The 20,792-nt window shown below is 72.1% G+C and carries 18 protein-coding genes; 7 read left to right on the top strand and 11 right to left on the bottom strand.

The window, feature by feature from the left end; all coding sequences use genetic code 11:
- Positions 1–41: 41 nt before the first annotated feature.
- Both ABII15_RS17930 and ABII15_RS17935 read left to right on the top strand, forming a co-directional pair.
- On the top strand, positions 42–1,838 hold the full coding sequence (locus tag ABII15_RS17930) for a prolyl oligopeptidase family serine peptidase (protein ID WP_353943333.1): 1,797 nt from the start codon (positions 42–44) through the stop codon (positions 1,836–1,838).
- Between the two features lie 68 nt (positions 1,839–1,906).
- The gene (locus ABII15_RS17935; RefSeq protein ID WP_353943334.1) at positions 1,907–2,695 is read left to right on the top strand and encodes an SURF1 family protein; all 789 of its coding nucleotides are present in this window, start codon (positions 1,907–1,909) and stop codon (positions 2,693–2,695) included.
- A 28-nt stretch (positions 2,696–2,723) separates the two neighbouring features.
- On the opposite strand, the gene ABII15_RS17940 is transcribed toward ABII15_RS17935, so the two are convergent.
- The 7 genes from ABII15_RS17940 to ABII15_RS17970 all read right to left on the bottom strand — a co-directional run bounded on the left by ABII15_RS17940 (position 2,724) and on the right by ABII15_RS17970 (position 9,214).
- Positions 2,724–3,755, bottom strand: a complete 1,032-nt coding sequence (locus ABII15_RS17940; RefSeq protein ID WP_353943335.1) for a hypothetical protein — start codon at positions 3,753–3,755, stop codon at positions 2,724–2,726.
- An 80-nt stretch (positions 3,756–3,835) separates the two neighbouring features.
- A complete protein-coding gene (locus ABII15_RS17945; RefSeq protein ID WP_353947102.1) occupies positions 3,836–4,399 on the bottom strand; it encodes a SigE family RNA polymerase sigma factor in 564 nt (187 codons plus the stop codon).
- 485 nt (positions 4,400–4,884) lie between these two features.
- Entirely contained in the window at positions 4,885–5,955 is a 1,071-nt protein-coding gene (locus ABII15_RS17950; RefSeq protein WP_353943336.1) for an aspartate-semialdehyde dehydrogenase, read from the bottom strand.
- Positions 5,955–7,238, bottom strand: a complete 1,284-nt coding sequence (locus tag ABII15_RS17955) for an aspartate kinase (RefSeq protein WP_353943337.1) — start codon at positions 7,236–7,238, stop codon at positions 5,955–5,957. The genes ABII15_RS17950 and ABII15_RS17955 overlap by 1 nt, the downstream gene beginning before the upstream one ends.
- A 316-nt stretch (positions 7,239–7,554) precedes the next feature.
- Positions 7,555–8,220: a DUF5063 domain-containing protein gene (locus tag ABII15_RS17960; protein WP_353943338.1), complete on the bottom strand. Its 666-nt coding sequence runs from the start codon at positions 8,218–8,220 to the stop codon at positions 7,555–7,557.
- Complete coding sequence (recR, locus tag ABII15_RS17965) at positions 8,213–8,812, bottom strand: recombination mediator RecR (RefSeq protein ID WP_018529216.1); 600 nt, start codon at positions 8,810–8,812, stop codon at positions 8,213–8,215. The genes ABII15_RS17960 and recR overlap by 8 nt, the downstream gene beginning before the upstream one ends.
- Before the next feature lie 57 nt (positions 8,813–8,869).
- Positions 8,870–9,214: a YbaB/EbfC family nucleoid-associated protein gene (locus ABII15_RS17970; RefSeq protein WP_111662851.1), complete on the bottom strand. Its 345-nt coding sequence runs from the start codon at positions 9,212–9,214 to the stop codon at positions 8,870–8,872.
- Between the two features lie 238 nt (positions 9,215–9,452).
- Here ABII15_RS17970 and ABII15_RS17975 point away from each other — a divergent pair, with 238 nt between their 5' ends.
- From ABII15_RS17975 to ABII15_RS17985, 3 genes are all read left to right on the top strand, one after another.
- Positions 9,453–10,172: an SLATT domain-containing protein gene (locus ABII15_RS17975; RefSeq protein ID WP_353943339.1), complete on the top strand. Its 720-nt coding sequence runs from the start codon at positions 9,453–9,455 to the stop codon at positions 10,170–10,172.
- Between the two features lie 222 nt (positions 10,173–10,394).
- Positions 10,395–11,084 (top strand): GntR family transcriptional regulator, encoded by a 690-nt coding sequence (locus ABII15_RS17980; protein ID WP_353943340.1) that lies wholly within the window; start codon positions 10,395–10,397, stop codon positions 11,082–11,084.
- Between the two features lie 85 nt (positions 11,085–11,169).
- Entirely contained in the window at positions 11,170–11,820 is a 651-nt protein-coding gene (locus ABII15_RS17985) for a hypothetical protein (RefSeq protein ID WP_353943341.1), read from the top strand.
- A 48-nt stretch (positions 11,821–11,868) separates the two neighbouring features.
- Here the strand turns inward: ABII15_RS17985 and ABII15_RS17990 are convergent, their stop codons facing one another.
- A complete protein-coding gene (locus ABII15_RS17990; RefSeq protein ID WP_353943342.1) occupies positions 11,869–13,224 on the bottom strand; it encodes an aspartate aminotransferase family protein in 1,356 nt (451 codons plus the stop codon).
- A gap of 214 nt (positions 13,225–13,438) precedes the next feature.
- Between ABII15_RS17990 and ABII15_RS17995 the strand changes: the two genes are divergently transcribed.
- Positions 13,439–15,253 carry a serine/threonine-protein kinase gene (locus tag ABII15_RS17995; RefSeq protein WP_353943343.1) on the top strand — a complete coding sequence of 605 codons (1,815 nt, stop codon included), beginning with the start codon at positions 13,439–13,441 and terminating at the stop codon, positions 15,251–15,253.
- A 61-nt stretch (positions 15,254–15,314) separates the two neighbouring features.
- On the opposite strand, the gene ABII15_RS18000 is transcribed toward ABII15_RS17995, so the two are convergent.
- Entirely contained in the window at positions 15,315–16,598 is a 1,284-nt protein-coding gene (locus ABII15_RS18000; RefSeq protein ID WP_353943344.1) for an adenylosuccinate synthase, read from the bottom strand.
- A gap of 181 nt (positions 16,599–16,779) precedes the next feature.
- Here ABII15_RS18000 and ABII15_RS18005 point away from each other — a divergent pair, with 181 nt between their 5' ends.
- Positions 16,780–17,619 carry a diacylglycerol kinase gene (locus ABII15_RS18005; RefSeq protein WP_353943345.1) on the top strand — a complete coding sequence of 280 codons (840 nt, stop codon included), beginning with the start codon at positions 16,780–16,782 and terminating at the stop codon, positions 17,617–17,619.
- A 30-nt stretch (positions 17,620–17,649) separates the two neighbouring features.
- Here the strand turns inward: ABII15_RS18005 and ABII15_RS18010 are convergent, their stop codons facing one another.
- Together ABII15_RS18010 and ABII15_RS18015 are read right to left on the bottom strand one after the other, a co-directional pair.
- Positions 17,650–20,070: a hypothetical protein gene (locus tag ABII15_RS18010; protein ID WP_353943346.1), complete on the bottom strand. Its 2,421-nt coding sequence runs from the start codon at positions 20,068–20,070 to the stop codon at positions 17,650–17,652.
- A gap of 204 nt (positions 20,071–20,274) precedes the next feature.
- Positions 20,275–20,694: a MarR family transcriptional regulator gene (locus tag ABII15_RS18015; protein ID WP_353947103.1), complete on the bottom strand. Its 420-nt coding sequence runs from the start codon at positions 20,692–20,694 to the stop codon at positions 20,275–20,277.
- Positions 20,695–20,792 lie beyond the last annotated feature (98 nt).

A 20,792-nucleotide genomic window follows, 5' to 3' on the forward strand; every position in this document is an offset into this window, starting at 1 on the left:
CCCGCCAGCGAAGTGTCGGCGGGTCCGGGCACTATGGGGCCATGAGTGACAGCAACGGGACCATGCCCGACTGGGAGAAGCGCTTCCGGGCGCCGCGCGTGTCCCTGCCCGACTGGGCGGAGGACGCCCCGGACCGCTCCCTGTTCGTGTCGAACGCGACGGGGACGTACGAGCTCTACGCCTGGGACAGAGCCACGGACACCCAGCGCCAGGCGACGGACCGGGCGAACGGGACGACGGACGGGGTGCTCTCCCCCGACGGCGAGTGGATCTGGTGGTTCAGCGACAAGGACGGCGACGAGTTCGGCGTCTGGCTGCGCCAGCCCTTCGGCGGCGGCCCGGACACCGAGGCCGTGCCCGGACTCGCCCCCTCCTATCCGGCGGGCCTCGCGATCGGCCGGGACGGACACACGGCGGTGGTCGGCCGGTCCACGGACGAGGACGGCACGACGCTCCACGTCGTCCGGCCGGGCGCCGACGCCCCGGCCGAGATCTACCGGCACCGCGAGTCGGCGGGCGTCGGCGACCTGAGCCACGACGGCACCCTGATCGCGATCGAGCACACCGAGCACGGCGACGCCATGCACTCCGCGCTGCGCGTGGTCCGGCTCGACGGCTCGACCGTCGCGGAGCTGGACGACACGGCCGGCGGCACCGAGGAGCTGGGCCTCGAAGTGCTCGGCTTCGCGCCCGTGGCGGGCGACACCCGGCTGCTCGTCGGACACCAGCGGCGCGGCCGCTGGGAGCCGATGGTGTGGGACATCGCCTCCGGCACCCAGACCGACCTCGCCCTCGACCTGCCCGGCGACGTCTCGGCGGAGTGGTACCCGGACGGCTCGGCACTGCTCATCGCCCACGAGTTCGAGGCCCGGGGCGACCTGTGGCGGTACGAGTTCGGCACGGGCGCGCTGACGAAGGTCGACACCCCGCCCGGCACCGTCTCCGGCGCCACCGTCCGGCCCGACGGCAGCGTGGAGTACCTGTGGTCGTCGGCCGCCGAGCCGCCGGTGGTGCGCTCGACGGCGGGCGGCGTCGTCCTCGACCCGCCCGGCATGAAGGCCCCCGCCTCCGTCCCCGTCGAGGACGTCTGGGTGGAGGGCCCCGGGGGCCGCATCCACGCCCTCGTGCAGAAGCCGGCCGGGGCGAGCGGGCCGCTGCCCACCGTCTTCGAGATCCACGGCGGCCCCACCTGGCACGACTCGGACTCCTTCGCGGCGGGCCCGGCGGCCTGGGTCGAGCACGGGTACGCGGTGGTCCGGGTCAACTACCGGGGCTCGACCGGATACGGCAGGGAGTGGACCGACGCCCTCAAGCACCGGGTCGGCCTGATCGAACTGGAGGACATCGCGGCGGTCCGCGAGTGGGCGGTCGGCTCCGGGCTCGCCGACCCCGACCGGCTCGTCCTGGCCGGCGGCTCCTGGGGCGGCTATCTCACCCTGCTCGGCATCGGCACCCAGCCGGGCGCCTGGGCGGTGGGCCTCGCGGCCGTCCCGGTCGCCGACTACGTCACGGCGTACGAGGACGAGATGGAGGCCCTCAAGGCCCTCGACCGCACCCTCTTCGGCGGGGCGCCCGACGAGGTCCCGGACCGTTTCACGGCGTCGTCCCCGATCACGTACGTCGACGACGTGAAGGCCCCGGTCTACATCTCGGCGGGGCTCAACGACCCGCGCTGCCCGATCCGCCAGATCGACAACTACGTGGACCGGCTCGCCGCGCGCGACGCGGTGCACGAGGTGTACCGGTACGAGGCGGGGCACGGCTCCCTGGTCGTCGACGAGCGCATCAAGCAGGTCGCGCTCGAACTCGACTTCGCGAGGCGCCACTTGCCGGGCTGAGCCGCCCGGCGGGGCGCGGGCGGGGGGCGCGGGATGTGGCTTTATATCGGACCCGTACCGTAGAAGGCGTGTACCGGTTCCTGCTGACCCCCCGCTGGCTGGGGATCCACCTCTTCGTGCTCCTCGCGATCCCGTTCTGCCTGTACATGGGCTCGTGGCAGCTCGGCCGCTTCGAGGGCCGGATGGACAATCACCGGACGGCCTCGGAGCAGACGGAGAGCAACAGGACGGCGGCGGCCCGGCCGCTGGCCGCCCTGCTTCCGGTCTCCACCGACACCTCCGGCAAGCGGGCCACCGCGACCGGCCGCTACGGCAAGCAGCTGCTCGTGCCGAACCGCGACCTCGACGGGCGGACCGGCTTCTACGTCGTGACGCTGCTCAAGGTCGACGGCACCGGCAAGGCGCTCCCGGTGGTCCGCGGCTGGCTGCCCGGCACGGCCTCCGCCGCCAAGGCGCCCGCCGCGCCCACCGGCGAGGTCACGGTGACCGGCGCGCTCCAGGCCTCCGAGTCCCAGGGGTCGAACGGGGTGACGGCCGCCGGCGGACTCCCCGCGGGCCAGCTCGGCATGATCAGCGCCGCGTCGCTGGTGAACCTGGTGCCGTACGACGTGTACGACGCCTGGGTGACGCTCGACAAGGCCGACGGGTCCATGACGGCGGTCCCGGCCACCGCCGCGCAGGGCAGCGGCCTGGACCTGAAGGCGTTCCAGAACCTGGGCTACACCGGCGAGTGGTTCGTCTTCGCGGGCTTCGTCGTGTTCATGTGGTTCCGCCTGGTGCGGCGCGAGGCCGAGACCATCAGGGACGCCGAGCTGGGCCTGGGCGCCCCGGACGAGCGGGACGCCGCACAGGCCTGAGCCGCCCGGCTCCTGGGCCGCACCCGGCTCAGGACGCGGGCAGCAGCCCCGTCTTGTACACCGTCCCGGCGCAGGCGTCCGGGATCGTCGCGGCGGCCGTGGGCGCCCCGGGCTCCGCGACGTGCGACACGACCACGCTTCCGCCGTCCGTGCCGTCCGAGCCCAGCTGGGGGGCGAGCTGCGCGGTGGCGGAGCTGTCGCCCGTGGTGGGCGTGGTGTCAGCGCTCGCCGACGGCGTCGGGGTCGGCTCCCCGCCCCCGGTGCCGCCGGTCCCGCCGCCGTCGCCGCCCCCGGCGGAGCACGGCGTGGACGGTACCCAGGCGAACCGCACCTCGTAGGCCTTGCCGGGCTCGAGGACCAGCTGGGCCGGCTGGCTCGCCGGGTCGGGCAGGCCGGTGGCCCGGTCGCCCGAGGTGTGGTCCACGACGGTCACCGCGGCCGGGTCGGCCGCGCCCTGCGCGATGGTGACGATGCTGCCGGGGCTGTCGACCGTACAGCTGCCGCCGGAGGTGTTGGTGACGCGGAAGGAGCCGTAGACCGCGCCGCCGGCGTCGGGCTGGCCGACCGTCGGCACCGGAGTGCCCAGCTCGGCCGCGTCGCAGGTCGGGGAGGACGCGGCGGCCGTCGACGCGGGATCGGCGCCGGCCGTGGCACCGCCGCCCGCGCTCTTGTCACCGCCGCCCTTCTTGCTCTTCTTCCCGTCCTTGCCGCGCTCCTCGGAGTGCCCGGTCGAGCCGCCCGACTCCTTGTCGCCGGCTCCCGCGGATTTTCCCTTGTGCGTGGCCGTGCTGTTGCCCGCGATGGACGGGTGGTCGTCGGCGGAGCCGGTGTTCGTCACGTGCAGCACCGCGGGGATCGCCATCGCGACGAAGACCCCGGCGGCGACCGCGCCGACCGTGGCCTGCCGCTTGCGGGCCCGGCGCGCGGGCACCGCGCGGCGCAGCTTGTCCAGAGCCGCGTCCGACGGCTCGATCTCCTCGACCGCCTGCCGCATCATCCGCCGCAGCGCCAGCTCGTCGTCGGCCGCCGCATCGGCCGGGCGAGGGGATCCGTCGTTCACAGGTGAGTTCCCAGCATGTCGGTCGTGCGTGTGGTGCTCGTCGTACTCCCCGGGATCGTCGGGGCCTCGTCCGGGGGTGCTCATACCGGCGCCTCCATGGCGACGCGCAGGGCGGCGATGCCGCGGGAGCCGTAGGCCTTCACCGAGCCGAGGGATATCCCGAGCGCCTCGGCGACCTGCGCCTCGGTCATGTCCGCGAAGTAGCGCAGGACCAGGACCTCGCGCTGGCGCCGCTGGAGCCCCTTGAGCGCCTTCTTCAGGGCGTCGCGCTCCAGGAGGTCGTACGCGCCCTCCTCCGCGCTCGCCATGTCCGGCATCGGCTTGGTGAGCAGCTTCAGGCCGAGGATGCGCCGGCGCAGCGTGGACCGCGACAGGTTCACCACGGTCTGGCGCAGGTACGCGAGCGTCTTCTCGGGGTCGCGCACCCGCTTGCGCGCCGAGTGGACCCGGATGAACGCCTCCTGCACGACGTCCTCGCAGGAGGCGGTGTCGTCGAGGAGGAGCGCCGCGAGTCCGAGCAGGGAGCGGTAGTGGGCGCGGTAGGTCTCGGTGAGGTGATCGACTGTGGTGCCGGCCGCCATCGTCTCGTCAGCGCCCTGCAGTTGCGTCGGAATGCGCGCGGGCATGGGCGCGATCACCGGCATGCCGCCGGGCGCCCGGCCTCGGGCGCGACGCACGCCGATGGGTGCGAGGGGCGGACGGAGTACCGCCGCGCCTCTCGCCTGTACCGCTGTGAAGTCGAGAACCTCTGCTGCCACGCCTGTTGGACACGCTTCCCCCCGTCAGGGTTGTACGCGTACGGCGCCCCATTTGCGACAGACTTCGCCACCGTCAGCGGTGGCGCCGCGCTCAATGCCGACATGCGTATCTACCTGCTCTTCCCCTATGCCCCTGTCACGCCCGCGGGAGGACACCTCCGAGGGCGCCCGCTAAAGACGCTCCCCACCCCGCGTGCGGTTGCGGGGTGGGGAGGAAATCTTCGAACGGTCAACCGTTCTGCGGCAAGTGGTATGGACCAATCTCACACACAGAACCTACACAGATTTTATGATCGGATCCGCATATGGGAAGAGGCGGCCCGCAGGCCGGACACGGCGCGGGCGGCTATATCGCGACATAGGTGTAGGGATCAGCCAACGCTGATTTCCGCGGCCACGAGTTCGGCGATCTGCGCGGTGTTCAGCGCGGCGCCCTTGCGCAGATTGTCCCCGCACACGAAGAGTTCGAGCCCGGCCGGATCGTCGAGCGAGCGCCGCACGCGGCCCACCCAGGTCGGGTCGGTGCCCACCACGTCCGCGGGCGTGGGGAACTCCCCCGCGGCCGGATTGTCGAAGAGCACGACGCCGGGCGCGGTCGCGATGATCTCGCGCGCCTTGTCCGCGGTGACCTCGCTCTGGAAGCGGGCGTGGACGGTGAGGGAGTGCGTCGTGACGACCGGCACCCGTACACACGTCACGGCGACCTTCAGCTCCGGCAGCCCGAGGATCTTGCGGGACTCGTCCCGCACCTTCATCTCCTCGGAGGAGAAGCCGTCCTCGGCGAGCGATCCGGCCCACGGTACGACGTTCAGCGCGACCGGCTCAGGGAACGGGCCGGTGGCGTCGCCGACGGCCCGGCGCACGTCGCCCGGGCTGGTCCCCAGCTCCGTACCGGCGACGAGCGACAGCTGGGCGCGCAGGGTCTCGACGCCGGAGCGGCCGGCGCCGCTCACCGCCTGGTACGAGGAGACGACCAGCTCGCGCAGGCCGAACTCGGCGTGCAGCGCGCCGACGGCCACGATCATCGACAGGGTCGTGCAGTTCGGGTTGGCGATGATGCCGCGCGGCCGCACGCGCGCGGCGTGCGGATTGACCTCGGGAACGACGAGCGGCACGTCGGCGTCCATCCGGAAGGCGGCGGAGTTGTCGACGACGACCACGCCCTTGGCGGCGGCGATCGGCGCCCACTGGGCGGCCACGTCGTCGGGCACGTCGAACATGGCGACGTCGACCCCGTCGAAGACCGACTCCTCCAGGGCGACGACCTCGGTCTCCTCGCCGCGCACGGTGAGCTTGCGCCCGGCCGAGCGCGGGGAGGCGATCAGCCGGATCTCGCCCCAGATGTCCGCGCGCTGCGACAGCAGCTGCAGCAGAACGGCGCCGACGCTCCCGGTCGCACCCACGACCGCGAGCGTCGGACGCCGCATGGAGTTTTCGGCCATCAGCGGCCGGTGCCTCCGTAGACCACGGCCTCGTCGGAGTCCGAGTCGAGTCCGAAGGCGGAGTGCACGGCGCGCACGGCCTCGTTCACGTCGTCGGCCCGCGTGACCACCGAGATGCGGATCTCGGAGGTCGAGATCAGCTCGATGTTGACGCCCGCGTCGGTCAGCGCCTCGAAGAATCCGGCCGTGACGCCCGGGTTCGTCTTCATGCCGGCGCCCACGAGCGAGATCTTGGCGATCTGGTCGTCGTAGCGCAGCGAGTCGAAGCCGACGTTGGCCCGCTGCTTCTCCAGGGCGTCGATGGCCTTGCGGCCCTCGGTCTTGGGCAGCGTGAACGAGATGTCGGTCAGACCGGTCGACGCCGCCGACACGTTCTGGACGATCATGTCGAGGTTGATCTCGGCGTTGGCGATGGCCCGGAAGATCTTCGCGGCCTCGCCCGGCTTGTCCGGAACGCCGACGACGGTGACCTTCGCCTCGGAGGTGTCGTGCGCGACACCGGAGATGATCGCCTGCTCCACGGACTCTGCCCCTTGCTTCTTCACGAGCGGTTCGTTGCTGACCCAGGTGCCCTGCAGTCCGCTGAAGCTGGACCGCACGTGGATCGGGATGTTGTAGCGCCGGGCGTACTCCACACAGCGGTGGAGCAGCACCTTCGAGCCGGAGCTGGCGAGCTCCAGCATGTCCTCGAAGGAGATCCAGTCGATCTTCCGCGCCTTCTTCACGACGCGCGGGTCGGCGGTGAACACACCGTCGACGTCGGTGTAGATCTCGCAGACCTCCGCGTCGAGCGCGGCGGCAAGGGCGACCGCGGTCGTGTCGGAGCCGCCGCGGCCGAGCGTGGTGATGTCCTTCTTGTCCTGCGAGACACCCTGGAAGCCCGCGACGATGGCGATGTTGCCGTCGTCCAGGGACTCCTTGATGCGGCCCGGCGTGACGTCGATGATCCGGGCTTTGTTGTGGACCGAGTCGGTGATGACACCGGCCTGACTGCCCGTGAACGACTGGGCCTCGTGGCCCAGGTTTTTGATCGCCATGGCCAGCAGTGCCATGGAGATCCGCTCTCCGGCGGTCAGCAGCATGTCGAACTCTCGTCCGGCAGGGATCGGGGATACCTGCTCGGCGAGATCGATCAACTCATCCGTCGTGTCGCCCATCGCGGACACCACGACAACCACCTGGTTGCCGTTCTTCTTGGCGTCCACGATGCGCTTGGCGACCCGCTTGATGCCCTCGGCATCGGCTACGGAGGAGCCTCCGTACTTCTGCACGACAAGGCCCACGTGCGCTCCTCGCTCAGTCCGTCTGTCACCGCGCATGCGCGTGCATGGCGGTCGGCTCAGTTTAACGAGCGGCCGAATTCCGCCCCGGCTGTATCGCATCGTGAGATGTCCCGCCCACGAAGTGATCACCGGGCCAACTGGCCACCGGCGTCCGGCCGCTCCGGACAAGCGCATGCCCAGCCCCTTCGGGGATCAACCGGAATCGTGGGGCGGGTCACATCGGGGCGCCTGATCGACGTGGCTGGTTCGCACCGGTCGCGACTGCAGGTTCGTGGGGCTTCTCGCGCAGTTCCCCGCGCCCCTTACAGGGGCGCCTTTACTTGACCGTGCGCAGGCCCAAGGGGCCGGCGATCTCCTCGGCCATGACTCTGCCCGCTTCCTCTTCCAGGGTGCTTTCGCCCGCGGCGAGGTCCTCGTCGGTGTCGAGGCCGTCGAGCTCCGCCAGCGGCTGGTTCAGCCGGACGTGGGCGACCAGGGACTGCAGGGCGCGCAGGGTGGCCGAGGCGGTCGAGCCCCAGCTGGAGAAGTACGAGAACTGCCACCACCACAGGGCCTCGGTGATCCGGCCCGCGCGGTAGTGGGCCATGCCGTGCCGCAGGTCGGCGACGACACCGGCCAGGTCGTCGGAGATCCGGGCCGCGACGGGCGCCTTGCGGGGCTCGTACGGGTCGAAGACCTCGGAGTAGACGTCGATCGGGTCGAGCATTCTCGCCAGCCGCTCGCGCAGCTCGTCGGCATCGGCCTCGGGGCCGAGGTCCGGCTCGTAGCGCTCGTCCGGGACGATGTCCTCGTGCGCGCCGAGCCGGCCGCCCGCCAGCATCAGCTGGGAGACCTCCAGGAGGAGGAACGGCACGGCGGAGTCCGGCTCGTCGCCCTTGGCGATCTCGGTGACCGCGACGATGAACGACTCGATCTGGTCGGAGATCTGGACCGCGAAGTCGTTCGGGTCCTGGCTGGTGGCGTGCAGGGTGGCATCAGACATCTAGGAGTCGTCTCCCCTCGAAGGCCCGGCCGAGGGTGACCTCGTCCGCGTACTCCAGGTCGCCCCCGACGGGGAGGCCGCTGGCCAGGCGGGTGACCTTCAGGCCCATGGGCTTGATCATGCGGGCGAGGTACGTCGCCGTGGCCTCGCCCTCCAGGTTCGGGTCGGTCGCCAGGATCAGCTCGGTGACCGTGCCGTCCGCCAGGCGGGCGAGCAGCTCCCTGATCCGCAGATCGTCCGGACCGACGCCCTCGATGGGGCTGATCGCCCCGCCGAGGACGTGGTACTTCCCGCGGAACTCACGGGTCCGCTCGATCGCGACGACGTCCTTGGGCTCCTCGACCACGCAGATGACGGAGAGGTCGCGGCGCGGGTCCCGGCAGATGTTGCACAGCTCCTCCTGCGCCACGTTTCCGCACGTGGCGCAGAAGCGGACCTTCGCCTTGACCTCCATCAGCGCCTGCGCGAGCCGCCGGACGTCGGTGGGCTCCGCCTGGAGGATGTGGAAGGCGATCCGCTGCGCGCTCTTGGGACCGACGCCGGGCAGCCTGCCCAACTCGTCGATGAGGTCCTGGACCACGCCTTCGTACACGGATCAGTCGCCTTCCGGTGGGGTGTCGCTCGGTACGTACGGTAGTCGGCGCCGGGCCTAGAAGGGGAGGCCCGGGATGCCGCTGCCGCCGCCCAGGCCCTGCGCCAGCGGGCCGAGCTTCTGCTGCTGGAGCGTCTGCGCGTTCTCATTGGCCGCCGCGACCGCCGCGATGACGAGGTCGGCGAGGGTCTCGGTGTCCTCGGGGTCGACCGCCTTCGGGTCGATCGTCAAGGCCCGCAGCTCGCCCGAGCCGGTCACCGTCGCCTTGACGAGGCCGCCGCCCGCCTGGCCCTCGACCTCTGTCTGCGCCAGCTCTTCCTGCGCCTTCGCGAGGTCCTGCTGCATCTTCTGGGCCTGCTGAAGCAGCTGCTGCATGTTGGGCTGGCCACCACCGGGGATCACGATCAGCTCCTGGGGTCCGGGTGCGTGCGGTCTGAGTACCGAGCCTACGTGGTCCCGGGGGCCACCGCCCTGGCACCTTTGACTGCACTCTTTCGGGTGAGAACGCCTGCGGCCCTATACCTGATGAAGGCCCACTTCTAGGCGTAAAACCCGCGAAAACGGGACCTTGGCCACCCATTGGGCGGTAGGAAGATGCTGCACATCGAGCCCCAGCCGTGACCAGTCGAGGGAGTGCCGGGTGAGTCAGCCGGAGATGCAGCCCGAAGGACCGCCCCAGGAGGGTGCCGGCGACCTCACCGGGCGGGCGTTCCCGCTCGGCGACTGGGGCGAGCCCGCCGAGCGGCTCGACGAGCTGTACCGGTGGGTCGAGCGGGGCGCCCTGCGGACCGCGGACCGCTATCTCGCCGACCGGGTCTGGAAGCGCCGGGGCGCGCGGGCCCTGCGGGCGGGGGCCGTGTTCGGGGCCGTGTGCGCCGGGGTGCTGCCGCTGCTCGACCTGACGGCCGCCGTGTCGGGCACGGCGCCGTGGGGGTATCTCGCGCTGCTGCTGGCCGTGGCGTGCGTCGGGGGCGACCGGTACTTCGGGCTGACCTCGGGCTGGATAAGGGATGTCGCCACGGCACAGGCGGTGCAGCGGCGACTGCTGGTGCTCCAGTTCGACTGGGCGTCGGAGAGCGTGCGCGAGGTGCTGGGGCCGGCCGAGGGGACGGCGAGCGAGGCCGCCGAGCGGTGTCTGGGGGTGCTGCGGCGGTTCTCCGACGACGTGACGGAGCTGGTGCGGGCCGAGACGGCGGACTGGATGGTGGAGTTCCGCTCGGGCCCGGCGCCGCTGGTGATGCAGTCCTCCCTCACGGGCCCGGCCCCCCGCAGCCCGGAGACGAACGGCATCCCCCGCTTCCCCCTCCCCCCGGGCACCCGCCCCAACATGCCCCGCCAACGCCCTCCGGAGCCGAGGTAGCGCCCCGTAGGGGCGCGGGACCGTACACATCAGCGGCTCCACCGCGGGGCGCGGGGAACTGCGCGACCAGCCACGACGAAACCGGCGGCGGCCCACGCACACCGGCCCCGTCAGGGGCGCGGGGAACTGCGCGAGAAGCCCCACCGGGCCGCACCCGAAGAACAACCACCCCGCGGCTAGGCTGACCCGAACACATAACCGAGCGACCCCCGGAGGGGACCCGTGGCACCCGACGGCCCCACCGTCACCCGCTCCACCCTGCGCCAGCAGATCGCGGACGCCCTGCGCGACGAGATCCTGAGCGGACGCCTCACCCCGGGCCAGGAATTCACCGTCAAGGAGATCGCCGACGGCTACGGCGTCTCGGCCACCCCCGTCCGCGAGGCCCTGGTCGACCTCACGGCCCAGGGCCTCCTCGACTCCGCCCAGCACCGCGGCTTCCGCGTCCACGAGTACTCCCTCGCCGACCACCGCGCCATGATCGAGGCCCGCAGCCTGGTCGCCGACGGCATCTTCCGCGGGCTCGCCGAGAGCGCCCCCCAGAACCCGGCCACCTTCGAGGCCCTGGCCGGAGTGCGCCGCCGCGGCGAGGAGGCGGCCCGCGCCGCGACCGCCGGCGACCTGAACGTGCTGATCGGCTACGACCTGCGGTTCTGGCGGGAGCTCTCGGCGCTCTTCGGCAACCCCTACCTCTCCGACTTCTTCCACCGGCTGCGCGTGCAGTCCTGGATGTACACGGTGCCGCACCTGCGCCGCGCCGGGGAGCTGAGGGGCCGCCTGTGGGCGGGGCACTGCGAGCTGGTCGACGCCCTCACCGCCCGGGATCCCCGGGGCGCCCACGCGATCATCGCCGCGTACAACGCGGACTCGCTCGCGCTGGTCGAGCGCATCACCGGCGAACGGACCCTCTGAACGGTTCCCTGCAAGACAGGTCTGCCGCGGCCCGCCGCGCACTACCCTGGCGCTGACGCAGGACGTCCGACTCTAAGGAGCCCCCTTGGCCTGTGACCTGTGGCTCGTCCCCCTCGTCGACGTGCTGTGCCACAGCCCCGACAATCCCTTCGCCGACGAACTCGCGCTCTACGACAAGGCGTTGCACGAGGCAGGACTGCCGCCGGTGCCGGTCTACGCGTACATGCCGGGCCTCTCCGGCGACGTGGCCCCTGTCGCGGGCTTCGACTACGACGCGCTGCACTTCCTGCGCCGCGCGTACCTGCTCCAGCTGTGCGGGCTCGCGGTGACCCCGGTCGACGAACTCGGCGGGGACTACGAGCAGCTGCTGGAGATGTTCGAGTCGACGGCGCAGGGTTCGCATCTGGTGTGGCACTACGACCACGCGGGCGCGTACGTGCCCGTGGACTTCCCGACCCCGCTGTCCAACGACGAACTGCTCGCCGGAGGCGGCCCGCTGGGCTCGTCGCACGCGCTGCTGCGCGAACTGGAGTACGTGGCTCCGGCGATCGGGATCGACCCGGCGAACCCGCCGTCGGCGCCCGAGCCGCCCGCCGGTCCCACCGCGCTGGAGGAGCCGGCAGCCGCGGTGCCGCTCGACGACAGCCCGTTCGCGCGGGAGCGTCATGTGTGGCTGGGCCTGCACCAGGCGGCGACCCGCAGCCTGGCCCAGGGCTCGATGATCATCTTCAGCTGAACCGCTTCCGGTGGGCCGGTCCCCCGGCCCACCGGACACCGGGCGCGGTCAGACCGTGTACTCGTCCGCGACGGACAGCGCCGCGTCCAGGGCGGCGAGGCCCTCCTTGGCCTCCGCCTCGGTGATGTTCAGCGGCGGCACGACGTGCGTGCGGTTCATGTTGATGAAGGGCCACAGGCCGCTCTTCTTGGCGGCGGCGCCGAACGCGGCCATCGGCGTGTTGTCCGCCCCGGCCGCGTTGTACGGCACCAGCGGCTCGCGCGTCTCCTTGTCCCGTACGAGGTCCAGGGCCCAGAACATGCCGACGCCGCGCACCTCGCCGACCGACGGGTGGCGCTCGGTGAGCTCGCGCAGGGCCGGCTCGATGATCTCCGCGCCGGTCCGCGCGGCCTGCTCGACGATGCCCTCCTCCTCCATCGCGTTGATGGTGGCGACGGCGGCGGCGCAGGCCAGCGGGTGCCCGGAGTAGGTGAGACCGCCGGGGTACGGGCGCTGGGCGAAGGTCTCCGCGATCGCGCCGGAGATCGCGACGCCGCCCAGCGGCACATAGCCCGAGTTCACGCCCTTGGCGAAGGTCATGAGGTCGGGCACGACGTCGTACAGGTCGGCGGCGAACCACTTGCCGGTGCGGCCGAAGCCCGCCATGACCTCGTCGAGGACGAAGACGATGCCGTACTTGTCGCACAGCTCGCGCACGCCCGCGAGGTAGCCCTCCGGCGGCAGCATGATGCCGGCCGTGCCCGGGACGGTCTCCAGGATGATCGCGGCGATCGTCGAGGGACCCTCGAACCGGATCGTCGACTCCAGGTGCTCCAGGGCGCGGGCGCACTCCTGCTCCTCCGTCTCGGCGTAGAAGCGCGAGCGGTACAGGAACGGCGCCCAGAAGCGCACGACACCGGCCGAGCCGCTGTCGTTGGCCCAGCGGCGCGGGTCGCCGGTGACGTTGATGGCCTGCTGGGTGCCGCCGTGGTACGAGCGGTAGGCGGAGAGCACCTTCGGGCGGCCCGTGTGCAGACGGGCCATGCGCAGGGCGTGCTCGACGGCGTCCGCGCCGCCGTTGGTGAAGAAGATCTTGTCGAGGTCGCCGGGGGTGCGCTCGGCGATGAGGCGTGCGGCCTCGGAGCGCGACTCGACGGCGAACGCGGGCGCGAAGGTCGTCATCTTCGCGGCCTGCTCCTGGATCGCGGCGACGACCTTCGGGTGCTGGTACCCGATGTTCGTGTAGACGAGCCCGGAGGTGAAGTCGAGGTAGCGGTTGCCGTCGTAGTCCCAGAAGTACGAGCCTTCGGCACCGGCGACGGCGAGCGGATCGATGAGCTCCTGTGCGGACCAGGAGTGGAACACGTGTGCGCGGTCCGCGGCCTTGACGGCTGCGCCGACCTGGGGATTCGGCTGAGGGGTCATGGGGCCGAGGGTAAAGGGGCGCCGCCCGCGGGTGCCATCGGCGTCCTGTCTGCGGGACGCCGGGGAACACGACAGTCTGTCGCCCGCGCCGAGGTGCGGGTTCCTTATCAGGACAGGTCCGTTACGGAACCGTAGAAGCCAGTAAGGGTCCCTCTGTCGTAGGTCGGCACTATTCTCGATTTGTTGCACACATACCGGGGGAGGGTGGCGCGACATGGACAGACTTGAGGCTCTGGGGCCGGGGGACCCGCAGCGCATCGGGGCGTACCGGCTGCTCGGCCGGCTCGGCGCGGGCGGCATGGGGCAGGTGTACCTGGCACGCTCGGAGCGCGGGCGCACCGTCGCCGTGAAGCTGGTGCGCGAGGAGCTGGCGGAGCAGGAGGAGTTCCGGAACAGGTTCCGGCAGGAGGTGCAGGCGGCCCGGCAGGTCGGCGGCGCCTGGACGGCGAGCGTGCTCGACGCGGACACCGGGGCGCAGGTGCCGTGGGTGGCGACCGCGTATGTGGCCGGACCCTCGCTCCAGCAGGTGGTCTCGCACGACTACGGCGCGCTGCCGGAGCGTTCCGTGCGCATCCTGGCGGCCGGGCTGGCCCACGCGATCAAGGACGTGCACGCGGCGGGGATCGTCCACCGCGACCTGAAGCCGTCGAACGTGCTGGTGACGATCGACGGCCCGCGCGTCATCGACTTCGGCATCGCCCGCGCGCTGGAGACGATCACCGACGGCGGTCTGACCCGGACCGGCGCGCTGGTCGGCTCGCCCGGCTTCATGGCGCCCGAGCAGGTGCGCGGCGACCGGATCACCCCGGCCTGCGACGTGTTCTGCCTGGGTTCGGTGCTGGCGTACGCGGCGACCGGCGCGCTGCCCTTCGGCACGTCCAACAGCGGGGTGCACGCCCTGATGTTCCGGATAGCCCAGGAGGAGCCGGACCTGACGAACCTCCCGGAGGGGCTGCACGAGCTGGTCCGGGACTGCCTGCGCAAGGAGCCCCGGGAGCGGCCGACGCCCGACGAGATCCTGGAGCGCACCGGCGCCGAGGACACCCTGGGCGACGGCGGCCGCACCCGCGACCCGTGGCTGCCCGGCGCGCTGGTGGCCCAACTCGGGCGGCACGCCGTGCAGTTGCTCGACTCGGAGGATCCGGACGGCGGCGACGCCCCGGCGGCCGTACCGGTGCCCGCACCGCCTCCGCCGGGCGCGCCCGGCGGCGCGACCCCGGTGAACCATCTGCCGACGGTGGTCGTCAGCCAGAGCGCACCGCCGGCCGCCACGGCCCCGCCGGCCGCCACGCCGAACCCGCCCGCGTACGGCTATCCGCACCAGGCCCCGGCGTACGGCTATCCGCACGGCAGCTGGAGCCAGACCCCGCCCTACGGCCCCGCCCCGCTGCCCCCGCAGGAGCCGCGCCGCACCCGCTCGACGGCGGCGCTGGTCGCGGTGGCGCTGATCGTCGCGCTCGGCGCGGGCGGCTCGGTGTACGCGCTGATGAAGGGCGACGGGAACACCGGCAAGGGTTCGTCGCCGCAGGCCGGCGGCACGGCGTCCAGCGCCTCGGCGTCGGCGTCCGCGTCGGCGCAGGCCTCCACGCAGGGCCAGGACGCGCCCACCTCGCAGCAGCCGAGCCAGACGGTGGAGTCGACCACGTCGCAGTCGGGCGGGGACGCGGGCGAGATACCGGCGAAGTACCTGGGCACGTGGGACGGCGCGATCGACAACGACCTGGGGCACCACCCCCGCCAGATCACCATCCAGCAGGGCGGGCGGGGCGACACGGTCCTGTCGATGACGGCGGACGGCTACGACAAGCAGGGCGCGGCCTACCACTGCGTCTTCCAGGGCGAGCTGACATCGGCCAGCGACTCCACCCTGCGCATCGGCGGCACCGACCCGGTGGTCGCCGAGCCGCGCGCGGACTGCACCCCGGGCAGGCCGAGCACCATCACGATCCTGCCCTCGGGCGAGCTGCGCCGCGTCATGATCGACCCGTCGGGAAAGAAGCAGACGCTGACCTACACGAGGAGCGGCTGAGGCCAGGAACGGCGGTGCCCCGGTCCGCCGTAGGCGGACCGGGGCACTGCCGACCACAGCTCTACAGGAACGAGTTGATCTCGATCGTCTCGTCGCGGCCGGGGCCGACGCCGATGGCCGAGATCGGGGCGCCGGACATGTCCTCCAGCGCCTTCACGTACGCCTGCGCGTTCTTCGGGAGGTCGCCGAAGGTCTTGGCCTTCGTGATGTCCTCCGACCAGCCGGGCAGGTACTCGTACACCGGCTTCGCGTGGTGGAAGTCGGTCTGGCTGTACGGGAGTTCCTCGACGCGCTTGCCGTCGATCTCGTACGCGACGCAGACCGGGATCTGCTCCCAGCCGGTGAGGACGTCGAGCTTGGTGAGGAAGAAGTCCGTCAGGCCGTTCACGCGGGTCGCGTAGCGGGCGATGACCGCGTCGAACCAGCCGCAGCGGCGGTCACGGCCGGTGGTGACACCGCGCTCGCCGCCGATGCGGCGCAGGTCCTCGCCGTCCTGGTCGAACAGCTCGGTGGGGAACGGGCCGGCGCCGACGCGGGTCGTGTACGCCTTCAGGATGCCGATGACCCGGCCGATCTTCGTCGGGCCCACGCCGGTGCCCGTGCAGGCGCCGCCCGCGGTCGGGTTCGACGAGGTGACGAAGGGGTACGTGCCGTGGTCGATGTCGAGGAGCGTGCCCTGGCCGCCCTCGAAGAGCACGACCTTGTCCTCGTCCAGCGCGTTGTTGAGGATCAGGGTGGTGTCGGCGACATAGCCCTTGATCTGCTCCGCGTAGCCGAGCAGCTCCTCGACGACCTGCTGCGCCTCGATGGCGCGCCGGTTGTAGAGCTTGGTCAGGAGCTGGTTCTTGACCTCGAGGGCCGCTTCGACCTTCTGGGTGAGGATCGACTCGTCGTAGAGGTCCTGGACGCGGATGCCGACGCGGTTGATCTTGTCCGCGTAGGTCGGGCCGATGCCGCGGCCCGTGGTGCCGATCTTCCGCTTGCCGAGGAAGCGCTCCGTCACCTTGTCGACCGTCACGTTGTACGGCGTGATGATGTGCGCGTTGCCGCTGAGCAGCAGCTTGGAGGTGTCGACGCCGCGCTCGTTCAGACCGCTCAGCTCGGAGAGCAGGACCGACGGGTCGACGACGACACCGTTTCCGATGACCGGTGTGCACTCCGGCGAGAGGATCCCGGAAGGGAGGAGGTGGAGCGCGTACTTCTGGTCGCCTACGACGACCGTGTGACCGGCGTTGTTGCCGCCCTGGTAGCGCACCACATAGTCCACGGATCCACCGAGCAGGTCGGTGGCCTTTCCCTTGCCTTCGTCACCCCACTGAGCACCGAGCAGCACAAGTGCGGGCACAGGCGTACACCCCTTCCGGGCGGGGCATGTCCAAGGTCAGGGGTCCGCGCCGCGTCGGTGCGGCGGGCCTTCGTGAGCCTTGGGGTGCCCCGGAATAGACGAAGCCCCTGGCGCAATAGCGCAAGGGGCTCTTGCACAAAGATGCTACCCGAGGAAGCGAGGCAAGGCCGAGGTGGCGGCGTTGGACCTTCCATCTGACCGTACGGGCGAGGAGCTGTCCCGGCAGTTGCTGGTGATCGTCGACCCGTTCGCCCGGCGCACGGACGGGGAGTCCGTGCGGATCGCCAAGGATGTGCTGTGTGCGGGCGCGACGGCCAAGGTGTGCCTGCCGGACGGCCCCGAGGATTTCGCGAAAGCGCTGGCCAAGCGGGGTGCGCGGCGGCCGGTGGTGGTCGGGGACGACCGCGCCCTGCTGCGCGCGGTGTCGCTGCTGCACCGGGAGCGGGAGCTGTCCGGCGCGGTGCTGTCGATGGTGCCGGTGGGGGCCGGTGTCGCGCTGGCGCGCTCGCTCGGGGTGCCGTCGGGGGCGGTCGCCGCGGCGCGGGCCGCGCTCTACGGCACGGAGCGGCGGCTCGATCTGCTGGTCGACGACAGCGACGGGGTGGTGCTCGGCGATCTGCGCATCCCGCCGCTGGCCGAGTCCCCGGCGCCGCCCGGTACCGAGCGGCCGTGGCTGCGGACGTGCCGTTCGCTGGTGCGCTCGATCGCGGCGCGGCCCGTGCGGCCGGTCCCGGCGGACTCCGGTGCGCCCGCGCGGCTGCGGGTGGAGGCGGACGGGGTGACCCTGGTCGACCTGGACCAGCCGGTGGAGGGCGTCCGCGTGGGGCCCGCGACCGGGACGGGGCTGGCGCGGGTGGAGGTGCGGTGTGCGCGGACCGCGGACCTGAGCACCCGGGCCCGGACGGTCACGGTGTCCGGCGAGGACTTCCGCTACCGCTCGGACTCCGTGGCCATCGGGGGGCCGGTGCGGACGCGGACGTGGACGGTACGGGTGGGGGCGTGGGGGCTGGCGCTTCCGTGAGCACCGGCCCCCGCGCTCCGCACCCGCGCTCTAGCGGCGCCTGACCGCGGTCACCAGCAGGGTGCCGAGGGCCACCGCCAGCGAGGCGGCGAAGGCCAGCCACAGGGCCGTCGTGGAGGTACCGGTGTCGGCCAGGTGGTGGCCGGGGTGCGACGGGCCCGGGGACGGCGTGACCGGCGGGGTCGGGATCCCCGAGGTCACGGACGGGGTCGGGGCCGGCGACGTGGGCGGCTGCGAGGTGGGCGGCGGGGAGGTCGGCGGCGGTGACGTCGGCGGGGTGGCCGCCCTGAACGTGTTCGTCACGACGACCGAGGCCGTCTCGTCCGTCCGGACCGGGAAGCTCTCGCCCAGCGTGATCCTCCGCGGTTCCTCGCCCGCCACGGTGAGTACGGCCGAGGTGTCGACCTCGGCGTCGTCGGCGGCGCCGGTGGCGGTCTCCTCCAGGCGGCACGTGGTGGAGCTGCCGAAGCGGTGCCGCGTGAGGGCGCCCGAGGTGTCGCCCGGGGCGACGTCCAGCGCGTCCTCGGTGCCGTCGGCGCAGCTCAGGGTGAGGTGCGCGGCACCGGGGCGCAAGGAGGTGTCGCCACTGGTGCGCTTGGTGACGTCGAGGGTGCCCACCTTGACGAAGCGGTTGGTGAACCGGCAGGTGGGGCGCGGGTCGTCGGCGGTGAGCCGGACCTGCACGGTGCCCCGCGCGGTGTCCACGCCGGACCCGGCGGTGCCGCAGTCGGCGTCGGTCAGCTCCCAGTGCCCGTCGGCCGTGGGCGGCGGCAGGTACTCCTGGACGGTGTAGTGGGTGCTGTCGTTCACGGTCAGCTCGTCGGCGGCCGGTCCGGTGCCGTCCTCGGGGTGGGCGGCGGCGGGGACGCCCTCGGTGTCGGTGGTGGCGGTGGAGCGGTAGGTGGTGCCGTCCCTGAGCCGGGCGAGCGGGTGCGCGGTCACGTCGTAGGCGAAGGTGCCGGTGCCGCCCTCGGTGACCTTCTCGATGTCGATGGCGCCGCCGGGCGTGAACTTGTTGGTGAGCAGGCAGCGCGCGTCGTCCACCGAGGCCAGGTCGTACTCGGCGTGCCAGGTCCCGTTCGGGGCGTTCTGCGTCGGGGCGCCCTTGCTGATCGGCACGTCCGTGCCGTTGCAGTTGAGTCCGGCCAGATCCCAGGTGCCGGTGCCGTCGTCGGCCGGGACCGCCTCGTCGATCGTGTACGTGCCCGGGACCGCGCCGGCCGGGGCCTCGGCCACGGTGACGGGGACGCCCTCGCGGTGGGTGGTCACCGGGGCGACGGCCACCGGCGGCGAGCCGGGTGGCGTACCGAGGTCGATGTCGAAGGTGCCGGTGCCGCCGACCGACTCCTTCTCCAGGAGGGCCTTCCCGCTGGCTCTGGTGTTGGTGTACGTGCAGGTGACGGTGTCGCCCGCGGCCAGTTCCACGGAGGTCGCGCCGACCGAGTCCGTCCGCACCGCGCTGGTGCCCTCGCCGCCGTCGGACGCGACGGCGGTGCAGCTGGGCCGAGTCGGCGGGTTCCAGCCGCTGTCGGCGGGCACGACCTCCTTGAACGTCCACGGGGCGCCGCCCGCGCCCCGGACGAACGTGATCTCGTCCTGCTTCTGCGCCGAGGAGTGCAGGACGAAGTCGTTGGTGCCGTCGCCGTTGGTGTCGGCGTAGGAGACGTTGCCGTCGAAGCGGAAGTCGCTCTCGCCCGCGCTGTCCGGGCCGACCTTCTTGATCACCTTGATGGTGCCGGCGTCCGGCGGGGGCGTGATCGCGTAGTAGTAGCAGAAGACGTGCCGGGTGCCGGAGGGGAAGGACACGTACTCGACGTTGTCGCCGTTCACGGAGTCCTGCGCGCAGCGCAGCGCGGCGAATCCGTACTGCTCCTGGAGGCCGTTGAGCGGCTGGGACTTGGTACCGCCCTGCACGACCAGGCCCGAACCGGCCGCGATCTCCTGGCTGTTGAGGCTGACGGTGACGGCGCCGTCGAGGGTGCGGCCGGTGTCGTTGCCCTGGGCGTCGAGCTCGGGGGTGCTCGCCCTGGTGGTGATGTTCTGGCGGACCGGGCCGGTGACGGTGCTCAGGTTGAGCGAGGCGGAGGTCTTGCCGGTGAAGCCGGTGCCGGTGGAGAACGTCCAGCCCGGCAGGGGCTCGCACGGCGGCAGCGGGGTGCCGGCCGCCTCCTTGGCGGCCGAGACCGCCTCTCCGGACGCGTAGTTGGAGTCGGGGCCTAGGTCGCGCAGCGACTCCTGGACGTTGTTGCGGGCCTTGTTGGCCATCACGTCGGTGTACTGCGGGCACTTGCGGGCCACGAAGGTGACCGACAGCGGGTTCTGCGCCGCCGCGGCGGCTGCCGCCCGGGCTCCGCTCTGGCCGAGGCCCGCCAGGACGCAGGCGAGCGCCATCAGCGCCCCCAGCGCGGGCCCCGCCCACCGCATGATCACCGACCGGGTCGCCCCGCGCATACGGATCCACCGCCCTACCAGTACGTTCCTATGACTACTGACACATAGGACATATCGGTGCGGACGAACCACTACCTAGGGGACGGGCCGACCGGGCCTCGGATCGCCCCCGAGGTTCCCCCGGACGGAGGGTCGTACGTCGACTGACGACCGGTGGCCGCTTCTCGCGCAGTTCCCACCGGGCCGCGGATGAACGACAACCCGTCAGGGCCGCGGCCAGGGCCGCCCGTCCAGCCGCTCGATGGCCCGGTTCAACCGATGCAGCGCGGCGGCGAAATCGGCCACCTCGTCCTCGCTCCAGTCCTCCATGAGCCCCTCGAGCACCCCGAGATACCGCGCCCGGTCCTCGTCGAGGAACTTCGTGCCCTCCTCGGTGATCCGGAACTTGCGGGCGATCCCCCCGTCCGGATCCGGGATCCGCTCGACGAGCCCGGCCCGCATCATCGCCGCCGTCTGCCGGTTGAGCGTGGAGGCGTCGAGCCCCGTCGCCTCGCTGAGCTGACCGATCGACATCGGCCCGACCATCTGGATCCGGGTCAGCAGGATGTAGGCGCTGCGGTCGAGATGCCAGTCGGCGCCCCGGGCGCGCGGGCCGAACAGGTAGCCGTGCCGACCGAGCAGCATGGTCTCGAACTCGACCTCGCGCGTGGTCTTGTCCTTGCCCGTGCCCTTGCCCACCGCGTCCACCTTCGCCTTTCTCGCACTGCCCCCGCCCAGCAGGT

The sequence above is a fragment of the Streptomyces sp. HUAS MG91 genome, from assembly GCF_040529335.1.
GTDB lineage: Bacteria > Actinomycetota > Actinomycetes > Streptomycetales > Streptomycetaceae > Streptomyces > Streptomyces tabacisoli.